General features: G+C 53.1%; 17 protein-coding genes, 1 tRNA gene, 1 pseudogene and 1 CRISPR repeat array. Of the genes and pseudogenes, 15 read left to right on the top strand and 4 right to left on the bottom strand.

From position 1 onward, the window contains the following. Nucleotides 1–1,100 precede the first annotated feature (1,100 nt). Both ACNAOV_RS07705 and ACNAOV_RS07700 read left to right on the top strand, forming a co-directional pair. Nucleotides 1,101–1,174, top strand: a tRNA-Gly gene (locus ACNAOV_RS07705). A gap of 482 nt (nt 1,175–1,656) precedes the next feature. Beyond that, nucleotides 1,657–1,962 carry a hypothetical protein gene (locus tag ACNAOV_RS07700; RefSeq protein WP_416517232.1) on the top strand — a complete coding sequence of 102 codons (306 nt, stop codon included), beginning with the start codon at nt 1,657–1,659 and terminating at the stop codon, nt 1,960–1,962. A 112-nt stretch (nt 1,963–2,074) separates the two neighbouring features. On the opposite strand, the gene ACNAOV_RS07695 is transcribed toward ACNAOV_RS07700, so the two are convergent. Next, on the bottom strand, nt 2,075–2,476 hold the full coding sequence (locus ACNAOV_RS07695) for an RDD family protein (RefSeq protein WP_416517231.1): 402 nt from the start codon (nt 2,474–2,476) through the stop codon (nt 2,075–2,077). A gap of 683 nt (nt 2,477–3,159) precedes the next feature. Here ACNAOV_RS07695 and ACNAOV_RS07690 point away from each other — a divergent pair. Then, complete coding sequence (locus ACNAOV_RS07690) at nt 3,160–3,630, top strand: holo-ACP synthase (RefSeq protein WP_416517230.1); 471 nt, start codon at nt 3,160–3,162, stop codon at nt 3,628–3,630. A 367-nt stretch (nt 3,631–3,997) separates the two neighbouring features. On the opposite strand, the gene ACNAOV_RS07685 is transcribed toward ACNAOV_RS07690, so the two are convergent. Beyond that, a complete protein-coding gene (locus ACNAOV_RS07685) occupies nt 3,998–5,002 on the bottom strand; it encodes a hypothetical protein (RefSeq protein ID WP_416517229.1) in 1,005 nt (334 codons plus the stop codon). 799 nt (nt 5,003–5,801) lie between these two features. Then, entirely contained in the window at nt 5,802–5,954 is a 153-nt protein-coding gene (locus ACNAOV_RS07680) for a hypothetical protein (protein ID WP_416517228.1), read from the bottom strand. Between the two features lie 62 nt (nt 5,955–6,016). On the opposite strand from ACNAOV_RS07680, the pseudogene ACNAOV_RS07675 reads away from it, so the two are divergent. The 12 genes and pseudogenes from ACNAOV_RS07675 to ACNAOV_RS07620 all read left to right on the top strand — a co-directional run. Then, nucleotides 6,017–6,463 (top strand): annotated as a pseudogene (locus ACNAOV_RS07675) (hypothetical protein); the annotation flags it as partial. Then, complete coding sequence (locus tag ACNAOV_RS07670) at nt 6,447–6,686, top strand: helix-turn-helix domain-containing protein (protein ID WP_110413429.1); 240 nt, start codon at nt 6,447–6,449, stop codon at nt 6,684–6,686. The pseudogene ACNAOV_RS07675 and the gene ACNAOV_RS07670, both read left to right, overlap by 17 nt. A 563-nt stretch (nt 6,687–7,249) precedes the next feature. Further along, nucleotides 7,250–7,498 carry a hypothetical protein gene (locus tag ACNAOV_RS07665; protein WP_029678130.1) on the top strand — a complete coding sequence of 83 codons (249 nt, stop codon included), beginning with the start codon at nt 7,250–7,252 and terminating at the stop codon, nt 7,496–7,498. Beyond that, the gene (gene cas3, locus ACNAOV_RS07660; protein ID WP_416517227.1) at nt 7,485–9,629 is read left to right on the top strand and encodes a CRISPR-associated helicase Cas3'; all 2,145 of its coding nucleotides are present in this window, start codon (nt 7,485–7,487) and stop codon (nt 9,627–9,629) included. Before ACNAOV_RS07665 ends, cas3 begins: the two co-directional genes overlap by 14 nt. Before the next feature lie 45 nt (nt 9,630–9,674). Beyond that, nucleotides 9,675–10,331 carry a type I-C CRISPR-associated protein Cas5c gene (gene cas5c / locus ACNAOV_RS07655; RefSeq protein WP_416517226.1) on the top strand — a complete coding sequence of 219 codons (657 nt, stop codon included), beginning with the start codon at nt 9,675–9,677 and terminating at the stop codon, nt 10,329–10,331. Further along, nucleotides 10,328–12,121 (top strand): type I-C CRISPR-associated protein Cas8c/Csd1, encoded by a 1,794-nt coding sequence (gene cas8c, locus ACNAOV_RS07650; protein ID WP_416517225.1) that lies wholly within the window; start codon nt 10,328–10,330, stop codon nt 12,119–12,121. Before cas5c ends, cas8c begins: the two co-directional genes overlap by 4 nt. Beyond that, on the top strand, nt 12,114–13,046 hold the full coding sequence (gene cas7c / locus ACNAOV_RS07645; protein WP_416517224.1) for a type I-C CRISPR-associated protein Cas7/Csd2: 933 nt from the start codon (nt 12,114–12,116) through the stop codon (nt 13,044–13,046). Before cas8c ends, cas7c begins: the two co-directional genes overlap by 8 nt. A 10-nt stretch (nt 13,047–13,056) precedes the next feature. Further along, entirely contained in the window at nt 13,057–13,758 is a 702-nt protein-coding gene (gene cas4, locus ACNAOV_RS07640) for a CRISPR-associated protein Cas4 (RefSeq protein ID WP_416517223.1), read from the top strand. Nucleotides 13,759–13,817: 59 nt separating this feature from the next. Further along, nucleotides 13,818–14,849 (top strand): type I-C CRISPR-associated endonuclease Cas1c, encoded by a 1,032-nt coding sequence (gene cas1c / locus ACNAOV_RS07635; protein ID WP_416517222.1) that lies wholly within the window; start codon nt 13,818–13,820, stop codon nt 14,847–14,849. A 12-nt stretch (nt 14,850–14,861) separates the two neighbouring features. Next, a complete protein-coding gene (cas2, locus tag ACNAOV_RS07630; protein ID WP_029678121.1) occupies nt 14,862–15,152 on the top strand; it encodes a CRISPR-associated endonuclease Cas2 in 291 nt (96 codons plus the stop codon). A gap of 461 nt (nt 15,153–15,613) precedes the next feature. After that, nucleotides 15,614–18,931: a CRISPR direct-repeat array (repeat unit 32 nt; unit sequence GTCGCTCCCTTCACGGGAGCGTGGATTGAAAT). 600 nt (nt 18,932–19,531) lie between these two features. Beyond that, nucleotides 19,532–19,810: a hypothetical protein gene (locus ACNAOV_RS07625; protein WP_198183408.1), complete on the top strand. Its 279-nt coding sequence runs from the start codon at nt 19,532–19,534 to the stop codon at nt 19,808–19,810. Between the two features lie 351 nt (nt 19,811–20,161). Further along, nucleotides 20,162–20,878: a hypothetical protein gene (locus ACNAOV_RS07620; RefSeq protein ID WP_416517221.1), complete on the top strand. Its 717-nt coding sequence runs from the start codon at nt 20,162–20,164 to the stop codon at nt 20,876–20,878. A gap of 160 nt (nt 20,879–21,038) precedes the next feature. Here ACNAOV_RS07620 and ACNAOV_RS07615 read toward each other — a convergent pair whose 3' ends face one another. Further along, nucleotides 21,039–22,265 carry a hypothetical protein gene (locus tag ACNAOV_RS07615; RefSeq protein ID WP_416517220.1) on the bottom strand — a complete coding sequence of 409 codons (1,227 nt, stop codon included), beginning with the start codon at nt 22,263–22,265 and terminating at the stop codon, nt 21,039–21,041. Between the last annotated feature and the right edge of the window lie 557 nt (nt 22,266–22,822).

The following is a 22,822-nucleotide window of genomic DNA, read 5'->3' as shown; positions in this document are numbered from 1 at the left end:
GTCTAAGGAAATAAAACGAACATCGCGACACCAAAAGCTACACCGCACAATCCGAATATCGTAGCCCCAACGAGGTGCTTCATGTAATCTGGTTCGCCCCAATTGTTCTTGAGGTCATCTGAACATAGTGACAGAAAATGTTTAATGGCTAATATCATTTCATTTCCTTTCTTGAGAAGGAGCTGCAAGATGAAAAGCTGCCAAAATTAGGTAGGGTCAATCTGTCGATACTGAAGCAGAACAAGTTGTCGCATAGGTTATGATGCTAGCTCCGCAGCAACAAGCTGACATCTGACCTCATCTGCAAACAAATCTCATCTCTTCGTTAATCAAAGCAGAAGAACTTAGGCTAACTACTCGGCAATTATGTTTGGCTATAGTTCCCTTCTCAACTGTGGCCAACTACTTGTTTCCCGCTGTTCTCGTTTTTGAGAACTGCATAATAAATATCTGTTGACGTTGCTTTAGATGGTATCAGAAGAATTAATGCTCATACTGTTATCGTCCGTATGATTTCAGCCATTGCAATCGATGCTCGGGCATAGTGGAATTTCCATCGTCGAAAGACGAGGCTGATGTGCGCGGCGAACTTGCCGCTGTCAATGTCAATTCCCTATTATTTTCTTTCTTCAAGATCGAATGGCGGCTTGATATCAGTCCGATTCGCCTCGCTCTGTAAAAATGAAAGATCTTGCGGAATATTTGTTCTTTTCCATACAGAGTATTCAGTAATGAGTGGCTACCGCGTTAGCATGAATGATCCCGCATTGCTCAGGCAGTCGCGGGTACACGCAAGATGTTCCTCGGATCCACGGGATTGATCCATGCATACCCAATGAAGCGATACTGGCGAGAGAGGGTTTTTATTCAACGTGGATGAACTGCCTGATATTAGTTCGGCCGGCAAGGGCCAGAATTTCTGTATGAATCTTCACGGTTATCCGTGGGGGAGGGGTAATCGGCGCAGGTCTCCATGTCGCACAGGGATTCGGTCCAGAGATGTCTACATAGGTTTCGCGCTGAATTAAACCTCGGATGACCAATTTGCTGCATGTTCCGGTGGGCCCGTGTGCTATGCTCTTTACCGAGCCAACGGCTTTGCGGGCGTAGCTCAATGGTAGAGCCTCAGTCTTCCAAACTGATTACGCGGGTTCGATTCCCGTCGCCCGCTCCATGATTATCGTTGGTATTCCGTCATTCTCGGCGGGTTTTCCAACAACTTGGAGCGGTCAGGATCGGGTCTGACTGAGCGAAATCTTCCCCAGTATTCGGTACTTTACGGGCTGAATGGGTACACGTTAGGGTACACGCGGAGGTGCTCGGCTGACTGCAGCAACAAGGCCTCCCAGATGTCGCACAGGTATCGTAATCGTCCAGGACAGGAGAGGCTACTGGCATTTCCACTGGAACCATCTCTGGGTTCTATGACCAGGTTGGACAGTTGATAAAACGGACCGCCAGGAATGGAAAGCTAATTGAGTTGTTATATCCAGTCAAGTATGCTTGGTGCATTACGAGGTATGAAGCTTGGCAAGAAAGTTGCCGCTTCCTTAAGGATTGAAAGAGATTTGAGATTACTTTAGGAAAGACACTGCTGGCAGCCCTCGGTGTTGATGGTTGTTGGGCATTGTTCAAGGGATTGGCAAGGTGATGATAGTGAGTATTGTGGCATCCGTCGGTTTTGCGCTGTCAATTATCTGCCTGGTCGAGTGTGTGACTCGTCTATTCCCCAAAGGAGTGACCACTGGCCGGGCAGTCTTTGTTGTTCTGCTATGCCTGGCGTTGATAATTCTGGGGTTTGTCTCCCTGCATTTCATGGGTGGCCCTAAGGGTTCGATTCCCATGACTAACTGGATTATCGCTATAGCACTGCTGGTGGTATACGTGGCTATACGGTCGGCGTTCGCCATTGTCGAGCAGATGCATAGCGGCCAGCAGTATACGGATGAAAACCAGCTATAGTTTGCTGCGCCATGCGCACTAATGCCTGCAGCTTGCTTGCTGCTGGAAGCCGTATCTTTTTCGCATGCCTGCACGATGGGTACAGGGCGTCGTCGCGGCATTGCAGGCATGCCTATTGTTTTCTGGTCACTGTTGTTCCCATGATCTTATCGGCGAAGGTCTGCCCTCTGCCATCCCATAAAGGCCAAAGAAAACCAATGAAGAGCGATGCGAAATCAGCAAGATGCGCTATCTCCCGCACGCCCATTCTCAGACCGGATATGGGCAGGTTGGAATCCTGATCGCATACCTGAAGCTTGAGGAGACGGTGCGCCCAGGATTGCCCATTGCGCGCGGACCATGCGGAAATCACGCAGGCAACAGCCACAGAAGCGCAATCAATCCAGGATTGAGCAGATCCGCCTGGCGAAGATCTTCCAAATGCAATGGTCCCCACCAACTGCGATAGCAACGACGCAGGCAATACTATGCGAAGCAGGTACGACGCCACTCTGCGCCACCATAAAGCTGACATTATTACCCTCCCCTCAACGCCACACTCTTTCTTTTATTTTCGGTACGACAAGCGTAGTCCTGCACTGTCTATGATGACGTTCTCTGGGCTGCGCATCGAGAGCGAAGGACTCAAGCAACTCCACTCCGAGCTGGAAAAGGTCGCAGTGCTTCCCGAACAAACAAACAGGCGTGAACCACTCTGGCTGAGATTCACGCATAGGCATAAGAGCATGACCGAGTGATTTGAACTCCTGGTCAATGTCTAGCTGCTCATGATTCTTTTGCCGCTGGTTTCTGTACCTCCGTTCGCAGGTACGTGGCAAGCTAAGGACAATGTATGCTCATCGCCGCTTGGATTGGATTCCTGTAGCTTCAAGCCCTGCGAAGAGCCTCTGAGTTGCTGCGCTGAATGTTCCTAAATGATTTGTGTGCGGTTGGCCCAGCCCGCTGACTTCCAAGCAGGCTGCTGACTTCCAAGCAGGCTGCTGACTTCGCTCTATGAGATATGGCAGACTCTCACTCTATCTATTCTTATCCATACCTTCCTTTCTTGCTAACCTCTTGTTCCTTGTGGTTTATCCCTTTCTAGGGCTATTTGTGCAAGATTGCAGTGACTGTTGATTAGGACCCCAGGTTGTGTAGTTTTCGAGTTTCTGATCGGATGATTTGCTGCAGTGACCGATGAGGGGCATACTCGGGCCTATGAATGATGCCGGGTTTGGACAAGTGCTGGGGTTGGGACATGACCTGGTCGACCTGAAGGAGTTCGGCCGGCAGCTGGCCATGCCGGGCACGCGTATGACAAGCTTGTTCTCGCCACGGGAGCGGCGGCAGGCCGAGCAGCGGTCCCTGCTCAAGCGTGACGACACGGCGGCGCATTTGGCGGTGCGCTGGGCCGGTAAGGAGTCCGTGCTCAAAGCTTGGTCGCAGGCGCTGGGGTCTGAGCCATCGCCCTATGATCTGGATGATTTCCCCTGGAGCGGGGTGGAAATCTTGGACGATGGCCGGGGTCGGCCGAGTGTCCATCTAGAGTCCTCCGTGGAAGCCAGGCTTTACCATTCCTTGCCTCTACCCGGTGGTCAGGTCGATCGAGTGCAGTTGTGCTGGCACATCGCTCTCAGCCATGATGGATCGGTGGCTTCGGCGGTTGTGCTTTTGTGCAGGTGTGTCTGAAATTAGGCTAAGACATGTGACGTATGTGGCGTTAATTACTAGTTATCACGTTAAGCAGCTAAATAGAAGTCTTCGGCATGTGGAGCGATGCTCCGACCGTATCGGAGTCGAATTCAAGGTTCAAGACTTCAGATGCGGTCAGCTCTATGTATTACATGCGTCGTTCTAAGCGCTGACTGCGGCTCCCGGGTAGACTACATGCAGCCTCTTCTTGAGGCGTGTTCCCTGCTCACGTGGAGATGATCCCAGCGCGTAGCGTTCGGTTGTGAGTCCGCAAGGAATTCAGGTGCGGCATGGCAGAGGCGTAAGACGCAAAGGACCGCCCCTCCGAAGCCGAGGAGACGGCCCTTTTGCATGCACGGGAAGCTCAGCATCCGCTGGTGATGTCAGGTTGCATTATGCACAAATAATGATGAGCTCCGTCGATCTGCTCCTGGGTGTAGTGATCAGGGGCGGGAGCGTAGCTGGAGCCGCTACCTCCCGACGAAGGCGCGGGAGCGGTATAGCCGCCTCTTGATCCGCCTGCCCGACGAGCGGTCTGGCCGCTGCGTGATCCGCCTCGTGCATATCTGGAGCCGTTGGAACGGGCCGAAGTGCTGGCAGAGCCGCCTCGTGTGTGGCCCGAGGAAGGCGCCGGCGCCGCAACAGCCGCCTGCTGAGCCTGCTGATCGGCGGCCTCCTGGTCGGCATTGGCCTTGGCGGTCTTCGAGTCATTGACTGCCTGCATCTGGCTGGCGAGGTCCTGGATGGCCTTGCGCCGCGCGTTGGTGTCTGCCTTGGCGTCGGCCTGCACGGCCTTGGCCTGGTCGAGCACCGTCTTCAGGGCATCGCGCACAGCGTTGTCCGCCACCTGGCCGTCGCTGCCCGAGAACAGCGAGTCCCCGTCAGCGATTGCCTTGTCCAGGTGCGCCTTGACTGTCCGGGCCTCGTCATGGGCCACCTTCTCCGAGGCCGCTTTGACGCCGCGGTCGGCAGTATCAACCTTGGCGGTAACTTGGGCGGCTTGCTGTGCCAAGGCTCTCAACGAGCTCCACGAGTCGTCCGCGCTGCACGAGGGCACTGCGGGGACGGAGGGCTTAGCGGCCTTGTCCACGGCGGCCACGACCTTGACGTCGGACACGTCGCCCTGGGGTATGGCCCGGGCCCGCCGCTGCGCCTTAGCCCGGTCCGCCTTGTAGGCCTTCACGCTCCGAGCCGCGGAAGCCGCTTGCGACCGGCAGTCGGCCAGGGATTCCGCCTTGACATGCGAAGACCAAGTCCACACCCCTAGCAACAGGCCAGTAGCAACCACTAGGACGGCCACGAGGCCGACGATGAAATGCTGATGGTCGGCCTTTGCCGATATGCCCTGCGCATTCCCCTTCCATGCCATGACTGATTCCCTTCCCTCATGGTGCAGGCCTTGTATGGTCTGCGACAGAACGCCTGCATCCTCGAAGATAATCCTTACTGATGCAAACTTTTTTGTGCATACTACGCGTATTCCCCGCATACGTGTGAATAGTCACATTTGTAGCAGGTTCGCAGGACTTGACTTCATGCGTTCCCTGCATCAGCGGGCGTGATTCCATCAAGGGGAACATCGTTGTCATTGGTCCAATCCTCTTCGCTTATTCTGAGTTCAAAGATTTCAGAACGGATGGCTGGTAGGTTCGCCACGATAATTCAAAACTAACAACCAGAGTGATCCCGAATCGCTCTGTAGACGCGTAGGAGTGCGGTAGGTATGTCTTTCGCTTCTTTGTCTTTGACTTCCGTACTCGCAATATGGGGTCGTTGCTGGTGCCTCTGGGCTCATCGATGAGGGCAGGCATAGGGAACGCAGCGGTAAATGCAGCCGAGTTTACATCTTCATCCTTGTCTTTGAAGGAGGGAAACGGTTTCGGGCGATTGGTTTGGCTAGCGTATAACCCTGCTAAACATGCTTTTGACTGGATCGCGCCCAATCTTGGGGTTGTCTGGTGTGGCCAGACAAGGACGAAGCAAGTGGAACTTACGGGCTAGTACCAATGCATGGATCTGGCGAGGAGACTTATGCTAATGGTATGTGTCAGTATGATCCAGAGTGTCCTGTACATCGTCATCGTCCAGGGACGACGTGTCCGGTGGTTTACCGCAAGAGGATGGCTGCGGCGCGTGAGGCTGAACACCGTCAGCAGCAGCGTGACGAGCTAATAGGGGTCGTCGTCTTCATAGCGGTCGTTATCGTTGGCTTTGCCCTCCTGAATAGGGTAATCCCCGGATTCCTGAGCACTCTGCTGCAGGGCCTCGGCTTCATGAATAAGTAAATGCCAAGCATTCATGACCCTTGCTCGCAGTCTCAATGCCAAGATGGTCTTACTGTATGCTCAATGGTCATCGCACCTAGCGTGACACCTATCCCAGTTTTCAAGTCATGTATTTGAAATCAGGGGAGCTCACACCGCGTACCAATGCTATGCGGAGCGTTGCCCATGGTGGTCAGTTTGTACTTTTGGATTGTTACCAATACCATCGCTATCAGTCTGTGGGGTCGACAGAGATGCTTTGGATGTACTTCGATGGTCAGGCGTCCCGGTTTTATTACCAGCAGATAATTGCCAAGCGAGGGCCGATCTTCGCTCTGGTGCAGGATGAAAAGGCATTGCACCCGCTAAAGACCATTTACAACATATTTCGGTCCGGCACCTATTTATCCGAAACAATGCTTGCGAAATATGTGACGGACATTCTGACATGGTTCGTTGATGCGCCGGTGGGGCAGGGTGACATTGACAGGAGCGGTCATGACATTCAAATGGTGATGGACATATATTGCCAATCATCAGCTTGCCATTATGACTGGTCTCGGTGAGCCTAGCTTCATTAGGGTATTCAAAAAGGCAGCCGGTTATACGCCTCATGCCTATGTTATGGACGCGCGAATCAATGCGGCTCGAAGTATGCTCAGCAATTCCTCCAAGCCTGTCGAACAGATTGCTCTGAATTGCGGATATTCCAAGCTGTCCGTCTTTTGCAGCGCTTTTAAATCCAAAGTAGGTATGCCTCCTATGGAGTACCGCCGCCGTACTTTGTAGAAGGTGGATGAAGTCAATGACTCTGCCAAGCAAATACAGCAGCTGAAGTGGAGTATCTTATAAAGTGTCTGTAACGCAAAGCAATCTAGCTATAACTTAAAACGTCACTATGGCGCATGCTTGGATTGTGGTTGGTTTGTATGCATGATCGGCATTGCTTAATGCTGTGGTCAGAATACAGACGTAGTCGCCGCAAGGCGTGGATTGAAATGGTTTCTGGCTGTTTAGTAGAATAAGGCTAGGGCTCATCGGCCTAGGCTGATGAGCCTTTATACCTTCGTTAGATTTTCCCTAGATAAAACCAAGCTTCAGTAATTGTATATATATACGTAATATATAGTTCTTTCTAAATAACCAGAAACCGAATTGACATTATTCATTAATAGGTTTATATTTCTGTATCAGAACACAAGTGATCGCCTATACAAAGGAGATGGGGCGATGGTTGAGGATTCTGCGTTCATTCGTGAGAAGCCGGTTTGCGTATGGCGATTGACGGCTTGGATTCGGGTCAATACAGCGCAACCGCTCAACAGTGACCTAAGTCAGGAAGAGATGATCGCATGACGACCGAAGGCGATGAGATAGACGAGTATCTGGCCCGCACTTCGAAAGATCATGGTTTCGAGGTCTGCGTGCAGCATCTGGTGATGACTGGATGTCTTGATGCAGCCTTCGCCGGCAGGCTGGCTGGTTATCTGTATGACCAAGATCAGGCTGATATGGGTCTGGATACAGGCCTTCTTCACGACATAGGCAAGTATTCGGAGGAATTCCAGAGGATGATCAGGGAGGCCTATGATGAGCAGTAGTGTCAATCACTCTTCATACGGGATGAAAGTGGCCTATAAGCTCCATCTTCAAGAAGCCACATTTGCCATTGCAGGGCATCATGCTGGTTTGCCGGATTTTGGCAATCGTATTGATACCGAGAATTCAAGCACCTTGGTCGGCAGAATGAAGCGTCCCAACCCTGATGCATCGCATTGGAAGGATGAGATCACTCTTCCCGAAGTCAAGCCGCTTCCTTCTTTGGGCTCACATTTCTCGGACATGATGCGTATCCGTATGCACGAATCAGCGCTAGTGGATGCGGATCGGCTGGATGCTGAGTTCTTTGTCAATGGCAAAGTAGAGCGCGATGAATCACCATTTCTCGAGCAGCTGCTTCAGGATCTCGGTCCCGATCGTCTGTCCAGCTCTATTATGCCGCCTCCACAGGAATTACGCGAAATAAGCAAAGCGCTGGCTGGGCAGCTGCGTGAGCATCAGTCAATCAGAATCAAGGCGCTTGCTGAAATCATGGAGCGCAGGGCTGAGTCCTTCCTGTCGGCGAAGGCGAGTACGTCATTGAATGAAAAACGCAATGCCATATTGCGTGACTGCCTTACTCACGGAGCCGATCCTGAATGGAAGCCAGGTCTATACACGCTGACCGCTCCCACAGGCGGCGGCAAGACTGATTCCTCGCTTACGTTCGCGCTTGAACACGCCAAAACACACCATATGGATAGGGTTATTTACGTCGTGCCCTACACGTCAATCATCGACCAGACGGTAAAGGAATTCGAAACCCTCCTTGGGCCAGATGCGGTTCTACCACACTATGCAGATGCTGCTTTCCAATTAAAAGAGGAAGACGAGCTTACAGCAAACGATTTGCATCGCAGTTTTGCGGCCGAGAACTGGAACATGCCGGTTATCGTAACCACTGCTGTGCAGTTTTTCGAAAGCCTGTTCGCCAACAAGGCCTCTAAACTCAGGAAGATTCATAACATAGCTAACTCTGTTGTGATCTTCGATGAGGCCCAGACCTTGCCCTTGCCTCAGCTGAAACCATGTGTACAGGCCATAGCTGAACTGGTTGCCAATTATCACGTCACCGCGGTGCTGTGCACAGCAACACAGCCGGCCTTGCAGGAACTGTTTGCTCAGGCTCTTCAATGCCCGAATCTGACCATCCCTGAAATTGCACCATTAAGCGAAAAGGAGCGCTCGGAATTCAGGCGCAACCGAATCGTCGATGACGGTCATAAGAACATGGATGAGATGGCTGAAGCTGTAGAAGGCCATAATCAGGTTCTGTGCGTGGTCAACACACGTAAGGAGGCGCAGTACATCTCCGGAGCGGTGCGAAAGCATGGCTTTGAAGACGGTACTTTCTGCTTGACTACACTGCAATGTGCCTATGACAGGGAACGGTTGCTGAAGCAGATACGGGATCGCCTCACCCAGGGAGAATCTTGCAGGGTCGTATCCACGTCTCTGATAGAGGCCGGAGTGGATGTCGATTTTCCTGAGGCATATAGGGAACAGACTGGTCTTGATTCGATTCTTCAGACAGCTGGCCGTTGCAATAGAGAAGGTCGACGTGAAGCGGATGCCTCATTGGTTCATGTTTTTTCGACTGATGAGGGCCAGGTTTCGTTTTTGAAGCAGAATATGCTGGCTTTCGAGTTGGTGCGGGAAGGCAATGCTGACCTGGCATCTTCAAAAGCGGTTCATGAATATTTCACCAGGCTCTTTGGAATGCGTGGGGATGAGAGTCTCGATCAGCGTCAAATTCTTAAGGCTCATGAGCGTGGAATATCAGGATGCCGTATGCCGTTCGCTCAGATTGCTGAGCTTTTCAAGCTGATTGATACGCCAACTGTTCCCGTCTATATACCGGTCAATGAAGAAGCGAGCGCCCTGTGTGCCCAGCTGACTGATCCTCGTTGCTATACGCGAGGGCTGTTCCGCAGATTGGGCCGGTACGCGGTCAATGTCTGGCCTAGACAGCTGGACAGACTCAAAGAGGCTGGGAAGATATCCGCTTTGGCTGAGCACGGTGCCAGGTCGGATGACGATGCATTTGTTCTGCTGGACATGGGCATGTACGACAGTGCTACAGGTCTGCAGGTCGATGAAGATCAGTTGCCTCAAAACGGTCTGCTGTATTGATGGCTGAATCGTAATTAGCAATACCGGCAACAGGAAAGGAGACCAATGACAGTACAACTTGAGGTCTGGGGTCCGTACGCCCTCTTCACCAGACCGGAAATGAAAGTAGAGAGGGTCTCGTACGACGTGATGACGCCGTCGGCGGCACGAGGGATTCTGGAGGCTGTGTTCTGGCATCCGGGCATGGTCTGGCGGATTGACAGGATCGTGGTTATGAATCCTATCAGATTCACCAGTGTTCGTCGCAATGAGGTCAGCAGCGTGATCTCGGCCGATACCATCAGGTCGATGATCAATGATCCTTCCAAAGACAGCGCGATCTATGCTTCCTCAGACATTCAGCAGCGTGCCTCCACCATTCTGCGAGACGTTCACTATGTGATTGAGGCGCACTTTGATATGAATAGCAAAGCAGCTGAAGGGGATACGCCGGCTAAGTTCATCAGCATGTTCAATAGACGGGCTCAGAACGGGCAATACTATCATCACCCTTATTTCGGAACACGGGAGTTCCCTGTCGATTTTCGGCTTTGGGATGCCGATAAGGGTCAGCCCAAGGGATTCGAAAACGGTCGTCGGGATCTGGGGTACATGTTATATGACATGGACTATAGAGATCCTGCGGATCCGCAACCTATGTTTTTCAGGGCTGAGCTGGTTAACGGCGTGCTGGATGCAACTGATCCGAAGGTGAGCTCATGATTGGCGAACTAGTCAGACTTTACGATCGGCTGGTGGAGGCTGGCCAGGCCCCGAGGTATGGATACAGCGTTGAAAACGTTCCATGGGGACTGGACATAGCGGATGATGGGTCCATAACCCATGTCATTCCGTTTGGGACATTGACAAAGAATAAGCAGTTCAGACGTATGATGCCTGTTCCAGCACATGCACTGCGGACAGTGAAAATTCAGGCCAATTTCCTCTGCGACAACTCCTCTTACCTGCTAGGTGCAGATGCCAACGGTGCAACAGACAAGGCGGCCAAGCGCTTTGCAGCTGCTGCTGAATTGCATCGTCAGGTGCTTGCAAACGCCGAAGATGATGAAGCCCGTGCAGTGCTCGCTTTCTTTTCCCGGACGCCTCAAGCGGCAGTTGTCGAGGAGAAATTAGGCGAAGGGGACTGGAAGAAGGCCATGACCGGTAATTTTGTCCTCTGCCGCAGCGGCTTACCTTTATCTGAAAACCCAACCATGCAAAGATACTGGGATTCATGGTTCTCTTCGGGTGACGAGGACGGTGATGATCCGGCCGCTGGTTCTGAAACCATGCAAAGTGTTGTTTCAGGCCAAGCCGTCGTTCCCGCTCTTACTCATCCAAATATCAGAGGCGTCCGCAACGCACAATCCAGCGGATCCGCACTGGTGTCTTTCAATGCGCCAGCGTATCTTTCCTACAACAAAAAGCAGGACCAAAATGCTCCTATGAGCAAGCGTGAAGCTTTCGCTTACACCACAGCCTTAAATACTGTGTTGAAGGACGATCAGTACACAAGAACTGTCAATGATGGTTCCTTGACGATTGTCTCTTGGGCAGAATCAGGACAGGCTGAGTACTCAGCCGAGATGAACATGTGTATTGAAGGCGCCGTAGGGGTTGATCAACAGGATCTGATAGCCACTGTCACGGCCTTGTCTAAAGGAAACCCAGTTGATTTCAATGGTGTCAGGCTTAATCCGGATGAGCATTTCTATATCCTTGGACTTGCCCCCAACGCCGCCAGACTTTCGGTGTCCTTCTTCTTGAAGGACACCTATGGCAGTTACATGGAGCATGTACGTCGGCATTATGAAGATCTGGATATCGAACGCCCGAAATTTGACAAGCGTCGTGACCTACCTGTGTGGATGCTGCTTGCGCAAACTGTACCGCCCGCCAATGGTGGGAAAAAGAGGATCCCAGCTTCCCCCCATACAGTTTCCGACCTTTTTAAGGCCATTCTTACAGGTGCGCCCTATCCTACGTCGCTCCTGACTGCTGTTGAGAACCGCATAGGCGTTGAGCATGACGTGCCCCGCGCCAAGGCTGCAATCATCAAAGCGTATTTTCTTCGTCACCCAAACAACCAATGCCCTAAGGAGGTATTGCAAGTGTCCATCAACAAAGAAAGCACTAATGTGCCCTATGTCCTAGGACGACTGTTCGCCCTATATGAGGACATACAACATGCTGCGAATCCCGGTATCAATACCACGATTGGTGACCGCTTCTTTACTAACGCATCGACCATGCCAGCCGTGGTTTTCCCGCACTTGGGCGATTTGGCGAAAAAGCACCTGCGAAAACTGTCGACGGGAACGCGCATTTACTATACCAAGCGTATAGCAGATCTGATGACCAGAATCGGCGAGAGTTTCCCGACGAGGTTATCGCTGCCCGAACAGGGTGCTTTCCAGCTCGGATATTATTTCGAGACTCAGGAGCGATACAAGGGCAAGAACAAGGACGACAATAAGGAAATCAGCAAGGAAGAAGGAGTTGTAAATGAGTGAGCAAACTGCCAAGGCAATCCAAAATAGGTATGATTTCTCAATTCTCTATGATGTTGAGAATGGCAACCCCAACGGAGATCCGGAATCAGGCAATATGCCACGAACCGATAGTGAGACCGGGATTGGTATTGTTACCGATGTTTGCCTGAAGAGGAAGATACGTAACTATGTGCAGCTGATTAATGGGGATAAGGCGCCCTGGCGTATCTATATCAAGCAGCAGGTTCCGCTGAACCGCCTCGATGCTGAGGCGCTAAAAGCGGTTGGCGTCAATGGGGATCTCGATGTGGACAGTATCGGGAAGGCTTTAAAGAAGGCCAAGAAAGAAAACGGCGAGCTGGATAGATTAATCCTCGATTACATGTGCTCCAATTTCTTCGATATCAGGACCTTTGGCGCGGTGATGACCACCTTCGTCAAGGGCGGGTTGGCCTGTGGCCAGGTGCGCGGCCCTGTGCAACTTGGATTCTCGAGGTCCATCGATCCGATTTTCCCGCAGTCTGTCACCATCACCAGAGTGGCCATTACTACGGAAAAAGACCAAGAGAACAAGAACAACGAGATGGGCAACAAGTCCATCGTTCCTTACGGTCTATACCGTGCTGATGGCTATGTGAATGCCAAGCTTGCACAAAAGACCACCGGATTTAGCGAGGAGGACCTGGCCATGCTTTGGCAGGCCATTCTCAACATGTTCGAGTTCGATCATTCTGCAGCTAGAGGCAAGATGGCCGTTCGCAAACTCTACGTCTTCAAGCACAGCAACGATCTTGGTGATGCTCCCTCCTACAAGCTGTTCGATAGCATTCATGTGGCTCATAAGCCTGAGGTTGAAACACCGCGCAGCTTCTCGGATTACGATGTGACGGTCGATACTTCAGCTATTCCGCAGTCGGTCGAACTGACTGAAATGGTGGATGGCTGAGTCTGCTGCAATGAGTGATAATTCTATGGACTTGTCCATGGCCACAGGGCCGGCCGAATATCCTGAGGATGAATGGCTGGCCCTGTCTGGCATTCAGCATTTCGAATTCTGCAAGCGCCAATGGGCATTGATTCACATAGAGGAGCAATGGCATGACAACACCAGAACATATGCAGGAGACTTCGAACATCGGCGTGCTCACGACTACCATGCTTCAGAAAAACGTGGCGACACCTTGATACTGCGCGACCTGCGTGTATTCTCCCGAAGGCTGGGAGTGGTCGGCGATTGTGACATCGTTGAATTCCATACAGCTCAGGATGGAGTTGCATTGACAGGCAGAAGAGGACGGTGGACACCCTATCCTATTGAGTACAAGCATGGTTCCAGCAAGGTCAATAATGCTGACCGTTTGCAATTGTGCGGCGAAGCCATGTGTCTGGAAGAGATGCTCTCCTGCAGCATCAGCCAGGGGGCATTGTTCTACCAGCGGACCAAGCGCCGTGAAGTGGTCGAACTCAACGATGATCTTCGCGCTCAGGTAGTCGATGATCTGGCGCAGATGCGGGACCTTTATCGGCGAGGCCGTACTCCAAAGGTGAAGCCAAAGACAGGATGCCGGTCATGCTCATTGAAGGATATCTGCCTGCCCGAACTTGTGCATAAGTCTTCCGCTGCTGACTACATTCGAAAGACCTTGAAAGAATTGTAGGGGTAATTTGAGCAATGAGAGTCTATTGAGGGAAAACACCAGAGGGAAGCGATGATCCATTGAGACAGATGTTGAACACCTTGTTTGTCACTACAGAGGATGCCTACCTTTCCCTGGAGCAGGAGAACGTCGTGGTGAATGAGGGGGACCACGTCATGGGGCGGATTCCTCTACGTGCCTTGGAGTCTATTCTTTGCTTCAGTTACAAGGGTGCCTCGCCGGCCTTGCTGGGTAAGTGCAATGAATTTGGAGTCTCATTTGCCTTCTATTCTCCTCAGGGCAAGTACTACGGGTCTGTGCTTGGAGAAGCTAACAGAAATGTGCTTTTGCGACGCCGTCAGTATCACATGGCCGATGATGATAATGAGGTCTGTTCGATTGCAGCTTCGTTCGTCATGGGCAAGATATTCAATGCGCGACAGGTGTTGGAGCGTGCTACCAGAGACCACGCTTTACGGATCAATGTGCCTCGTGTCAAAAAGCAGAGTGCCAGTCTGTCGGCAGCCTTGCAGGAATTGGACGGTTGCCTAACAGCGGATTCGGTTCGTGGTGTGGAGGGGGAGGCCGCGAAGTGCTACTTTTATGCCTTTGATGATCTCATCCTCACAAATAAGGATGATTTCTACTTCGAGCAGCGCAGCCGGAGGCCACCGATGGATAGGATGAATGCCCTGCTCTCATTTATCTACGTGCTACTTTCCGGAGATTGTCGTTCTGCACTTCAAGGTGTCGGCCTTGATCCTTATGTCGGTTTCTTGCATACAGACAGGCCAGGCAGATCTTCGCTGGCTCTGGATCTTGTTGAGGAATTGCGCCCTGTCTTTGCGGATCGGCTGGCTTTGTCGCTAGTCAACACCCACGTGATTAAGGCCGGAGATTTCGAGATTCGAGAGAACGGAGGAACCTATCTTAACGACAGGGGGAGGAAGCAGGTGCTTTCAGCCTGGCAGAAGCGCAAAAATGAGCAAATCATGCACCCCTTTCTTAAGGAGAAAGTGCCATGGGGGTTGGTGCCCTATGTGCAGGCATTATTGCTGGCTAGATACATACGTGGGGATATGGATGCCTATCCTCCAATGTTCTGGAAGTAGGGTGGAAGAATAATGATGGTGGTTGTTGCCTATGATGTCGACACCTGTGAGGCGGCTGGGCGGAAGCGGTTGCGACAGGTCGGCCATGAGTGCATGAAGTTTGGGCAGCGTGTACAAAATAGTGTGTTTGAATGCGTGGTCACTCCTGCCGACCGTGAGCTCCTAAAACAGCGGCTGATGACGTTGATTAATCCTCAGGAAGACAGCTTGATTATGTACGACCTAGGTGCCAGATATTCCCGTAGAATCCACTACTACGGGGTGAGGCGCCATATCCCCGTTGACCAAGTGATGATGCTATAGAATCACGGGACTTTGGTTATGTGCTTTTGGCTGTATTGTACTGTTTGAGCCACTGAAATTAGATGCGGGCTAAGTGGTCGGTGTAATTCTGTAAACAGTGCATTATGCTGACTGATGCTGTGGACCATAGTTGACGCGAAACCCTAGCAATCATGTATTCGTCTGATCCTTCGCGCTGCAGATCGTTGCTTTATGACAACATTCGATCTAAATTTCGCATGTTTTTGTGGTCAATGTTCTTTTTCAAAGTTACAAGCGGAAAGCTATAGGTGCGAAGAAAGCTAGAATTTTAGTGAAACGGATGAACGGTTGTTTGATAACTGAATAGTGATGTTATCGACTTAAAGTACTGTTTCAATTCCGCGACTAGTGATAGAAATTAGGTAGTTGGGTTAGGTTTTTGGAAGTCGTCGGCCATTAAAGGCCGACCATATATTGGCCATTGGATGTATCATTGTGCTGTCGCTCCCTTCACGGGAGCGTGGATTGAAATTTCCGGGCGGTGCGCAGGCCTCCGCGTCCGGCCAGTCGCTCCCTTCACGGGAGCGTGGATTGAAATACGATTGTTAACGTAGGGAAATTGTCGATACCAGTCGCTCCCTTCACGGGAGCGTGGATTGAAATTCAAAGATTATTTGAGGGGTCGAAACCTCAATGGTCGCTCCCTTCACGGGAGCGTGGATTGAAATATATGGCAGAAGACGGTTGATTTCAGCTATAAGGTCGCTCCCTTCACGGGAGCGTGGATTGAAATACGGAACGTGAGCCTGAAACCGTATATAGCTTATGTCGCTCCCTTCACGGGAGCGTGGATTGAAATCTCCTGTCTGTCCGAAGTCGGGGGGAGCCGATAGTCGCTCCCTTCACGGGAGCGTGGATTGAAATGTTTCCGCTTGCCCGGCGAGGGTCGGGGCGGCTGGTCGCTCCCTTCACGGGAGCGTGGATTGAAATCAGGTGGACCGCATCGAAGGACCACGTCTGGGAGGTCGCTCCCTTCACGGGAGCGTGGATTGAAATAGCCAGCAGGCGGGCCAGTACGCCGTGGACAACCGTCGCTCCCTTCACGGGAGCGTGGATTGAAATGTTTGGTGTGATCCATGGGGCTCCTACGGAGGTGGTCGCTCCCTTCACGGGAGCGTGGATTGAAATCCATCGAGACAATGCTCATATACATAGAAGTAGCGTCGCTCCCTTCACGGGAGCGTGGATTGAAATTCCAAGGAACCCCCAACCACTATCGAACAACCAAGTCGCTCCCTTCACGGGAGCGTGGATTGAAATCCACCCATCTAGCCGACGATGATATCTGCCATGGTCGCTCCCTTCACGGGAGCGTGGATTGAAATCATCATGTCAACAGGGATGACTATTATGGCATGTCGCTCCCTTCACGGGAGCGTGGATTGAAATTTCACCCCGGCGCTTTCCGCCCTGTATCAGGAGGGTCGCTCCCTTCACGGGAGCGTGGATTGAAATAAGTTTACTCATAAATTCCGCCTTTGCAAAAGACGTCGCTCCCTTCACGGGAGCGTGGATTGAAATCCGATACATGTCGCGCATTGCCGCCTTGGACTTTGTCGCTCCCTTCACGGGAGCGTGGATTGAAATTTAGGCAATGACGGTATGATATAAATTGAAACAAGTCGCTCCCTTCACGGGAGCGTGGATTGAAATCCTAAGCGTATCCACTATAGCGTCTTCAAAATCTGTCGCTCCCTTCACGGGAGCGTGGATTGAAATATCCTGGTCCAGCCGCTTGGCCAGATCGGAGGCGTCGCTCCCTTCACGGGAGCGTGGATTGAAATTCGCATCTGCCGTCCTTGACTGCCTTGGCCGTGGTCGCTCCCTTCACGGGAGCGTGGATTGAAATCACCTGTTTGAGATCCTGCATGCCGAGCCTGAGCGTCGCTCCCTTCACGGGAGCGTGGATTGAAATACCGTGTCAGACGTAGTGGCAATATCCGAAGTCGTCGCTCCCTTCACGGGAGCGTGGATTGAAATCTCAAGTACCTGCAGGCGCTCGGATTGACGGTCGTCGCTCCCTTCACGGGAGCGTGGATTGAAATATACTGAGCGAAGTCCTGTGTAGCGGAGCGAGGGTCGCTCCCTTCACGGGAGCGTGGATTGAAATTCCAACACCCGCGAATTCCGCAAAATGCTCTACTGTCGCTCCCTTCACGGGAGCGTGGATTGAAATCGGTCGATGGATGAACTGGAGAACTGGCGCAAGGGTCGCTCCCTTCACGGGAGCGTGGATTGAAATCTCTGACAACGGCGGCGGCATAAACCGTCAGCCGGTCGCTCCCTTCACGGGAGCGTGGATTGAAATACGCAGGGCACGATTCTCGGCCGCAGCATGGCCTGTCGCTCCCTTCACGGGAGCGTGGATTGAAATGTCTATGCCGACACGCAACACTCCCTCATTGCTGGTCGCTCCCTTCACGGGAGCGTGGATTGAAATCTGCAATCGAGCACTTTTGACCCGCAGAAACTAGTCGCTCCCTTCACGGGAGCGTGGATTGAAATCTCATATCTACAGCAATGACCGCCAAGCCACAGCGTCGCTCCCTTCACGGGAGCGTGGATTGAAATGCCCAGGTCAGGCACAGGGCCCGCCTGGCCGAATGTCGCTCCCTTCACGGGAGCGTGGATTGAAATTTTTGTTGGGATTACTATTACGGTACACAGGGAGGGTCGCTCCCTTCACGGGAGCGTGGATTGAAATACCAAACCAACATACTTTGTTCGAATAAAACCCGTCGCTCCCTTCACGGGAGCGTGGATTGAAATACCGCGGACACTGCCGGCGCTGTCACAGCAAAAGTGTCGCTCCCTTCACGGGAGCGTGGATTGAAATATCACATGGCCGGAGACAGCGGCTGCGACCCGCGTCGCTCCCTTCACGGGAGCGTGGATTGAAATACCGAAGCTTGCTCAGTATGAACTCGAATGGGGAAGTCGCTCCCTTCACGGGAGCGTGGATTGAAATAGACAGAATGTACTTGAACAAAGCACCAGGAGTCGTCGCTCCCTTCACGGGAGCGTGGATTGAAATCCGCCATCGAAGGGAACAACCCCGTAGTCATACGTCGCTCCCTTCACGGGAGCGTGGATTGAAATTTCCACTACGGAGTCAGCGCCAACGGCCTGTCCTGTCGCTCCCTTCACGGGAGCGTGGATTGAAATACGGTGTCTGAAAAAGGCTTCGACAAGGCCTTGGTCGCTCCCTTCACGGGAGCGTGGATTGAAATGCCTTTCTGTCATAACTGCCCGCGTCCGAGTAATCGTCGCTCCCTTCACGGGAGCGTGGATTGAAATAGTGCATTTGCGGTAACCTTGGCCATACTGCTCGTCGCTCCCTTCACTGGAGCGTGGATTGAAATAACCGGGGTTTCGGGGCTGAATTTCAACTCTGTTGTCGCTCCCTTCACGGGAGCGTGGATTGAAATTTAATATATTTGATATATTGGCTAAAGTCGCAAGTCGCTCCCTTCACGGGAGCGTGGATTGAAATCGCGAGCGCCATGGCCAGTATACGTGTAGCAACAGTCGCTCCCTTCACGGGAGCGTGGATTGAAATTTTACTGCCGATACATAGTGATTCGTCTGATTGAGTCGCTCCCTTCACGGGAGCGTGGATTGAAATTCCATGGATGGGGACGCAGTCAGGGTTCAAAATAAGTCGCTCCCTTCACGGGAGCGTGGATTGAAATATCAACATGCCCGCAGGCAAGGACCTGAAGACCGGTCGCTCCCTTCACGGGAGCGTGGATTGAAATAGAAAGAAAGAGGATAGGTAACCATGGCAACACGTCGCTCCCTTCACGGGAGCGTGGTGAAATCGCTAGGATACCGGGTGACCTGAGCGTAGAGGTGTCGCTCCCTTCACGGGAGCGTGGATTGAAATGACGGGGACTTCGACGGCGACACCCTCGCCGTGGTGTCGCTCCCTTCATGGGAGCGTGGATTGAAATATCAGGTCGATCAAAACCTCGCCCTGTTTAAGAGGTCGCTCCCTTCACGGGAGCGTGGGTCGGGAATACCACTACGATGGTTCTCTACCTGCGGTAAATGCGTAGCCCCTTTCATAGAAGCCTAAATTGGAAAACTGATTGCATTACTTTGAATTATCCAGACAGCACCGTTTTCTATCGGTAACACGTATCAAATCAGTTCTTTCACCAGAACTCCGTCATAAATTGTACTCCTACTAAGCAGGATTACGAGTTGTTGCTTCGGTATTGTGTCAGTCGTTTTTATACCATTTGCTTGTTACTAACCCCCGAAAGTGCCGTGCTCCCCTGCATCTGCAGGAATGGTTCTACGGGCCATCGGATGATGCCCTTCAGGAACACAAATATGAGAGGAGATGAATGGTTATGGATGAGGATTTCATGAGAAAAATGGCATCCAAGGATAAGGCCTGCACCACTCATGACCATATTCCTGATGACCGGATCAACAGTTACGCGTCATGGTATCCCATCACTGATGATATGGATGAGACCGAACGCCGGGTCTGGGATTCGCTGGATGATGAGGACAGGAAAATGATCCAGTCGGATCGGACATATTATGGGACGAACTATGGTGCAGGCTTCGGCGGCAATAGCAAGGTGAGTTTCTACGATGTCCTCGGCATCAGGCAGTTCGACTGACTCATTCCGGGGCTCCTATATATTGTTGCAATCAGTAAAGGGAGCGCTATAGGAGCGCCGGGGAGAATCCATGACCGCTTCATAGTTCGAACATGAGTGTTTGATTCTCCTTCAGCCACAGCAATCGCATTGGTGCGCCCTGATTGAAGGTTGCTTCTGCCTTCAAGGCATCCATTGCCGCTTAGCAAATGCCTAGCAGGGTGTTTGAACGCGGATTGTCATGGTTTTCAGATGCGCATGATCGGTTGGGCAGAAGACGCGGCCCGGGTGTTCCTGGGTGCGGATGCGCCTCCCGGTATAAGCTTGTAGGCGATGTGTCCACGAGTAGCGGACTTGGAGGTGTGGTCGCCGATGGAGCAATTCGACGATGCGGATGACGCGGAACTCGGCAGAAGCGATTCAGCTGGTTCCACAGCCGTACCATCGCACCCGGATGAGGCGACTGCGGTGAACAAGGTCTCGGCTCATCCTGAGGCGACCATTCCGGATTCGGAGTACTCGTTGGCTGAGATCGAGCAGCGTCGTGCCCGCCCGGTCCGCTGGGTTGTCTTCGCGCTGGCGGTCCTCCTGGCCATCGTCATTCCTTATGGATATGGGCGCTCGCTGGCCATCAACCACACCCAGGGCGTGCTCCACTATGCCTCGGTCCTGGATCCGCGAGGCATAGCCCTGATTGCCTGGACAGTGACCGTGCTGACCTTTATGGGCATCGGCATGTCCATCATCGAGTCGTCCTCATGGTTCTGGCGGGTGGTCTTCGTTCTGGGCCTGGCTGCAGAACAGCTGATCGCCGGACTCTGCCTGCTCAAGATGAACTTCTGGTACAGCACCTTTGTCGTCTACCAGCATCAGGCCATCCTGGCCAACGCGGCCAACTTGGGCATCATCGCGGCCGGGCTGGGCGTGGCGGTCTTTGCTGTTATTTTTGTGGCCATCCTGGTCTGCGTGCGCAAGGATTCCCCCTGGAACACGCTGACTCACAGCTGGTCGGCACTGTCCATGTTCTGCATCATTGAACTGATTGCCATCGCCATCGTCCTCTTCGGAGGCCTCATCACCGCGGCATGAATCATAGGATCGCTGAATTTACCAGAATATGCTGCACGATGGGTGTCGGTAACTGTCAGTTGTGGTTTTGGGTTGATTCCTGTCCGCACGCTGTCAAGAGGTGCGAAAGTAAGACCAAAGCGCAATTGACCACGGGGGAGGGGGCTGATGCATATGGGCTTTACTCGGCTAATTCCCGATCCAGGCGTTTGGCTATCCGCTCGGCGTAGGAGGTATCTATGATGATTAGGATCCCGCAGGTCACAAACAGAGCGACGAAGGGCCAGCCCATGAGGGTATGGACCCATTCGGGAAGGGTGAAGAAATCAGTGAGGAACATGAGCGGCACCAGGATGTAAACGCTGTAGCCGAGGACATGCATGGTGTAGGGGATGGTAGTTCCTGTGATGTATCGCATGCCGATCCAGTAATTGTCGAGGGCGATTTGGAGTTCGCGGCTGCTGGCCGGGGTCATTTGGTGTTGGGGGAATTGCCGGTGGGTGGCCCAAACCCATGCGCCGACGCCGATGGCGAGGCCTAGGACGCAGCTGACGATCGCTGTGGTCCGTCGGGGCATGCCCAGGAGGACATCGCCGCCCTGGAGTGGATGGTACGGTTCGAAGCGGTGCCATGCGCGGGCTATTTTTAAGGCGGATATGAAGATGATGACGATCAGCGCGATGATGGATAAGGGGACGGAGTAGTGTCTTCTGTTGTATTCCCTGGCTTCCGGGGTCCGGTAGCGCATGGGGGCCTTAACGGGCTGGTTGCGGACGCGGTCCCAGTAGACGCGGGTGAACCGGTCGGGCAGGAAGCCGATGGCTTCGTAGCGCCACCATGCGGGGCGGCTGGCGTGCCAGCTCGGTGTCGGCCGTGCCCGGCGGCGAACCTGGTCCTCACGCCGGTGGTCGCGGGCGAGGGCGCGGACCTGGCGGGCGCGCAGGAGCCTGGTGACGGGGTTGTCGGGCCCCTTCCAGGCCAGAAGGCTGACCTGGTCCTGGGTGAAGATGACCAGGTCGGGGTCGGGGGTGTGGCCGACGCCGACCTCGGGCAGGGGGGCGTCGTCGCCGGGGACCACGCCGGGTCCGCAGGCAAGGCCGCCCACGGAGCAGATCCTGCCCGCGTACCATGGACCGGATGACCCGGCGGCCTGTTCGGGTGGCTGCACGTACTGGCCGACCAGGCGGACCACCAGCCCGTCCTCTCCCAGTCCGTCGAACCATCCGGTGCCTCTGTAGGCCCCGGATACGCTGGCAGGCCCGTCGGCCAGGACAACCAGCGAGCCCAGGGGTAGGACCTGCCCAGGCCGGGGCCGGCCGATCCTGCCGCGCCGCCGCCACACATGCCCCTGGAAGGTCTGCAGGCACAGGCCCCGCGCCAGGAGGTAGGGCGCCAGGACGCGGTCCATCAGCCGCCTCGACCTCCACGCATTGAACGACATCAACACAAACAACCAGACCAGCATCGCCGGAGAGCCTAATACGACATCTATCAATAGGTACAACATCAGTACGCCCCCACTAATGTCATCCCCGGTTTCAATCCGAGCCGCGCACATGGCGATGCAGAAGACAGTGGGAAAGCTACCATAGATTGTCCTTCATGTGGCCCCACTGTCATCTCCATTCCCGCGATTGACGGAATCGTCGTAAAAAGCGTTGCCGGCTACTGTACCGAGGTATCCTACGGCTAAACCAATTCCACCTCCTACAATCGTACTTGGTCCAGGGGCGATTGAATCCCACAACTGCTCCAGCGGCAGCTCATGCTGCAGCACCGATAACACCACCAGAGGCAGTGATCAGGCCATGAGCCATAGCATCTTGGGTAGCTGCCTGTTGTCAGTATGTGCCGAAGGAATCAGCAATGCCGCTCAATGATTCAAAACCGCCAGAAAGAAAATCGCCGACCATGAAAGAGCGGTTCAACGTGCTCAGTTGCATAGCCTAGGCGGTTGCTTCATTA

The sequence above is a fragment of the Bifidobacterium asteroides genome, assembly GCF_048001765.1.
GTDB lineage: Bacteria > Actinomycetota > Actinomycetes > Actinomycetales > Bifidobacteriaceae > Bombiscardovia > Bombiscardovia asteroides_K.
Note: the sequence above shows the minus strand (reverse complement) of the source record. Positions and strands in the feature narration are given on the sequence as shown.